The sequence below is a fragment of the Pseudonocardia pini genome (assembly GCF_013870575.1).
GTDB lineage: Bacteria > Actinomycetota > Actinomycetes > Mycobacteriales > Pseudonocardiaceae > Pseudonocardia > Pseudonocardia pini.
The window spans coordinates 1-4390 of record NZ_JACBXB010000469.1 but is presented as its reverse complement, the minus strand read 5'-3'; the positions used below and the strand labels follow the sequence as shown (position 1 = coordinate 4390).

The window sequence follows — 4390 nt, the reverse complement described above, 5'->3', positions numbered from 1 at the left end:
GCGACCCCGGTGCTGCCGACGGCGTAGACGAGGTGGTCGTAGTCCAGGGCCTCGCCCGTGTCGAGCTCGACCCGGCGCAAGGCCGTGTCGATGCGGGTGGCGCCCGCGACGACCAGCCGGATGCCCTCCCCCAGCAGCGTGCCGTACTCGACGGTCGCGCCGCGGCTCCCCGCCACGAGCTGGTGCAGCCGGATCCGCTCGACGAACTCGGGGCGCGGGTTGACCAGGGTGATGTCGAGATCGTCCCGGACCCGCAGGCGGTTGGCGGCGAGGGTGCCCGCGTACCCCCCACCGACGACGACGACCCTGGCGACCTTCGTGCTGTTCTGTGCGCTCATGCCCCCGTGACACCGCAGCCGGCGAGAACGTGACGCGACGTGACGCCCGTCACTCCACGGGGACGGCGCTCAGCGGCCCGGGGTGCAGATGCAGCCGCGGTCGTGGTGCTTGGCCAGCGTCGCGGTGCAGAACCGGACGTCGAGCGGACCGTGCTCGGACCACAGGTGCACGCACGCCAGGCAGCGCGCGCCCTCGTCCTGCGCCTCGTCCGCGGCGACCTGGTCCGGCGACTCGACCGTGACGCCGTTCAGCCCGGTCATCGGGCGGGGATCGGGCTGGTGGTGGTGATCGGGACCGATGTCATGCCGGTCGTTCCGTCCCCCGGGCGGCGAGCCGCCCGGCATGGCCGTTCACCGGAGACGACTGCGGGCCGAACGCCCGCGTACAGGGATGCTCCCGGTACCCACGACCCTACGCGGCCCGGTGCCGTGGCACATCCGCCGCTGCTGTGGGAGCGTGGAGGGACGCCGCGGATCCGTGCGGCGAGGTGCCACCCCGGACCCCGGTGATGCTGCGAGGCGAAGCGGTGGTGGACCCGATCATGTCCGACAGTGTCCGGGCCGCTGCGGTGGCCACTCCCGCCGCTCAGGAGTACGCCGAGCTCCGCGGGCTCGTCAAGGGAGCCGGGCTGCTGCGCCGCCGCTACCGCTTCTACGCGGTGACGATGTCGGTCAACCTGCTGGCCTTCGTGGGCGGCTGGGTCGCGTTCGTCTTCATCGGGGACTCGTGGTGGCAGCTGCCGCTGGCGGCCTTCCTCGCGGTCGTGTTCGCCCAGCTGTCCTTCATCGGCCACGACGCGGGCCACCGGCAGATCCTCCGCGGGCGCACCGCCAACGACGTGGTCGGGATCGTCCACGCCGGACTGGTCGGGCTGAGCTACAGCACCTGGGTCGACCAGCACAACCGCCACCACGCCCACCCGAACGACGCCCACCGCGACCCGGACGTGGACATCGCCGTGCTCGCGTTCACCCGGGAGCAGGCCCGCGAGAAGCGGGGACCGCTGCGGTGGGTCGCCGCGCACCAGGCGGTGCTGTTCTTCCCGCTGCTCCTGCTGGAGGCCTTCAGCCTGCACGTGTCGAGCGTGTCCCGGCTGCGGGCGATGGGCGTGCGGACCCACCGCGTCGAGGCGCTGCTGCTGGCGGCGCACTTCGCCGTGTACCTGACCGCGGTGTTCCTCGTGCTCTCCCCGCTGGTCGGGGTCGCGTTCATCCTCGTGCACCAGTGCCTGTGGGGTCTCTACATGGGCTGCTCGTTCGCCCCGGGACACAAGGGGATGCCCGTCCTGGAGGAGGGCGAGAACCCCGGGTTCCTCCGCCGCCAGGTCGTGACCACGCGCAACATCCGCGGCGGGCGCGGGGTGAGCTGGGTCCTGGGTGGACTGAACTACCAGATCGAGCACCACCTCTTCCCCTCGATGGCCCGGCCCGACCTGCGGCTCGTCCAACCCATCGTCCGCGACTTCTGCGCCCGACACGCGATCGACTACGCCGAGTCCGGCTGGCTGCGGACCTACGGCCACGTCCTCGCCCACCTCCACGAGACCAGCGCCCCGCTCCGGGCCGCACCGCAACCCGCCTAGAACCCCGCCCTCCGGCTCGCCCTGCAGACCCGTGAGCAGCACATCCGGCGGGAGAAGGCCACGTCGAACATCTGCACGGCGCAGGTGCTGCTCGCCGTCGTCGCCGCCTGCTACGCGGTCTACCACGGGCCCTCCGGCCTGGAGCGGATCGCGCGCCGGACCCACCGCCTGGCCGCCATCCTGGCCGCCGGGCTGCGCGGCGGGGGCGTGGAGGTCGTGCACGAGGACTTCTTCGACACCGTGGTGGCACGCGTGCCGGGTCGGGCGGACCGGATCGCCGACGCCGCGCACGTCGCAGGGATCGCGGTCCGGCGGATCTCCGACGCCGAGCTGGGGCTGGCCTGTTCGGAGCTCACGACCGTGGCCCACCTGGAGGCGCTGTTCACGGCGTTCGGGGTGACCGCGGACGTCGCCGCGCTCGACGCCGCCACCGCGGACGCCCTGCCCACCGCGCTGCGCCGCGAGTCGGAGTTCCTCACCCACCCGACCTTCCACGAGCACCGCTCCGAGACCGCGCTCATGCGCTGGCTGCGCCGTCTCGCCGACGCCGACCTGGCACTCGACCGCACGATGATCCCGCTGGGCTCGTGCACGATGAAGCTCAACGCCACCGCGGAGATGGAGCCGATCACCTGGCCCGAGTTCGCGGACCTGCACCCCTTCGCGCCCGCCGCGGACACCGAGGGGACGCGCGAGCTGATCGCGCAGCTCGAGCGCTGGCTCGCCGAGCTGACCGGCTATGCGGCGGTGTCCGTGCAGCCCAACGCCGGCAGCCAGGGCGAGCTCGCCGGGCTGCTCGCGATCGCGGCGTACCACCGGTCCCGCGGCGAGCAGCGCGACGTGTGCCTGATCCCGTCGAGCGCGCACGGGACCAACGCCGCGTCGGCGGTGATGGCCGGGATGCGGGTGGTCGTGGTGGCCACGGACGCACTCGGGAACGTCGACCTGGAGGACCTCAGGGCGAAGATCGCCCAGCACGGGTCCGCGCTGGCCGCGCTGATGATCACCTACCCGTCCACGCACGGGGTGTACGAGGTCGACGTCCGCGAGGTCTGCGCCGCGGTGCACGAGGCAGGCGGGCAGGTCTACGTCGACGGCGCCAACCTCAACGCGCTGGTCGGGCTCGCGCGCCCGGGGGCGTTCGGCGGCGACGTCAGCCACCTGAACCTGCACAAGACCTTCTGCATCCCGCACGGCGGCGGCGGACCGGGCGTCGGCCCGGTGGCCGTCGCGGAGCACCTCGCGCCGTTCCTGCCGGGGCGGGGTGTGGTCGGCGCGGTCTCGGCCGCACCGTACGGCAGCCCCGGCGTGCTGCCGATCTCGTGGGCGTACATCCGGATGATGGGGGTCGAAGGGCTGCGCCGGGCGACCCTGACGGCCGTGGCTGCGGCCAACTACGTCGCCGCGCGGCTCGGGGAGCACTACCCGGTGCTCTACGCGGGCCGGGACGGAGCCGTCGCGCACGAGTGCATCCTCGACCTGCGCGGGATCACCAAGGACTCCGGAGTGACGGTCGACGACGTCGCCAAGCGGCTCGCCGACTACGGCATGCACGCCCCCACGATGTCCTTCCCCGTCGCGGGCACGCTCATGGTCGAGCCGACCGAGAGCGAGGACCTCGCCGAGATCGACCGGTTCGTCGACGCCATGATCGGCATCCGCGCCGAGATCGCGCGGGTGGCGGCAGGGGAGTGGCCGGTGGAGGACAACCCGCTGCGGGGCGCGCCGCACACCGCGGCCTGCCTGGTGGACAAGTGGGACCACCCCTACCCGCGCGACCTCGCGGCCTACCCGATGATGATGGTCGGCTCCGCAAGCTTCGCCTCCGCGGGCGGCACCCCCGGGGTGCACGACCGCAAGGTCTGGCCGCCGGTGCGGCGGATCGACCAGGCGCACGGGGACCGCAACCTGGTCTGCTCCTGCCGGCCCATCGAGGCCTACAGCTCCTGACCCGCATGAGCGAACGGCACTCTCGCTCATACCTAGTGAGCGAGAGTGCCGTTCGCTCAGTGGGTTCGGGGGGCGGACAGGGACTCGGCGAGGGCGAGGAGGCGGGTGCGGAGCGGGGCGGCGCGGTCGGCGAAGGCCTGCTGGGCGTGCACGTACTCGGCACGACCCTCGGGGGTCTCGATCCGGACGGGCTCGTAGCCGCGGTCGGCCAGGTCGTACGGGCTGGCGCGCATGTCCAGCTCGCGGACCTCGGCGGCCAGGGCGAAGCAGTCCCCCAGCAGCTCGGCGGGTGTGGCCGGGAGCAGCTTGTACGCCCACTTGTAGAGATCCATCGTCGCGTGCAGACAGCCCGGCTGCTCCAACGCCACCTGGTCCTCCCGACGCGGCTGCAGCCGGTTCAGGGGGCGGGCGGCGGTGGTGAAGAAGCGGAACGCGTCGTGGTGGGTGCAGCCGATCGGCAGCGCCTCCACCACGGCGTCCGTGCCCTCGGCGCCGAGCCGCAGCGGCACCGCGCCGTGC

General features: G+C 73.0%; 3 protein-coding genes and 2 pseudogenes. 2 read left to right on the top strand and 3 right to left on the bottom strand.

Features of this window, described 5'->3' with window-relative positions; translation table 11 throughout:
* A partial coding sequence (locus H5J29_RS22505) for an FAD-dependent oxidoreductase (protein WP_181783030.1) occupies positions 1–338 on the bottom strand: 338 nt, incomplete at its 3' end.
* A gap of 69 nt (positions 339–407) precedes the next feature.
* The gene (locus tag H5J29_RS22500) at positions 408–599 is read right to left on the bottom strand and encodes an RGCVC family protein (RefSeq protein ID WP_181783029.1); all 192 of its coding nucleotides are present in this window, start codon (positions 597–599) and stop codon (positions 408–410) included.
* A gap of 281 nt (positions 600–880) precedes the next feature.
* Between H5J29_RS22500 and H5J29_RS22495 the strand changes: the two genes are divergently transcribed.
* Positions 881–1921, top strand: coding sequence for a fatty acid desaturase family protein (locus H5J29_RS22495; protein WP_181783028.1), 1041 nt, complete (start codon positions 881–883; stop codon positions 1919–1921).
* A pseudogene (gene gcvP / locus H5J29_RS22490) lies at positions 1922–3871 on the top strand (aminomethyl-transferring glycine dehydrogenase); the annotation flags it as partial.
* 56 nt (positions 3872–3927) lie between these two features.
* Here gcvP and H5J29_RS22485 read toward each other — a convergent pair.
* Positions 3928–4390 (bottom strand): annotated as a pseudogene (locus tag H5J29_RS22485) (3-methyladenine DNA glycosylase); the annotation flags it as partial.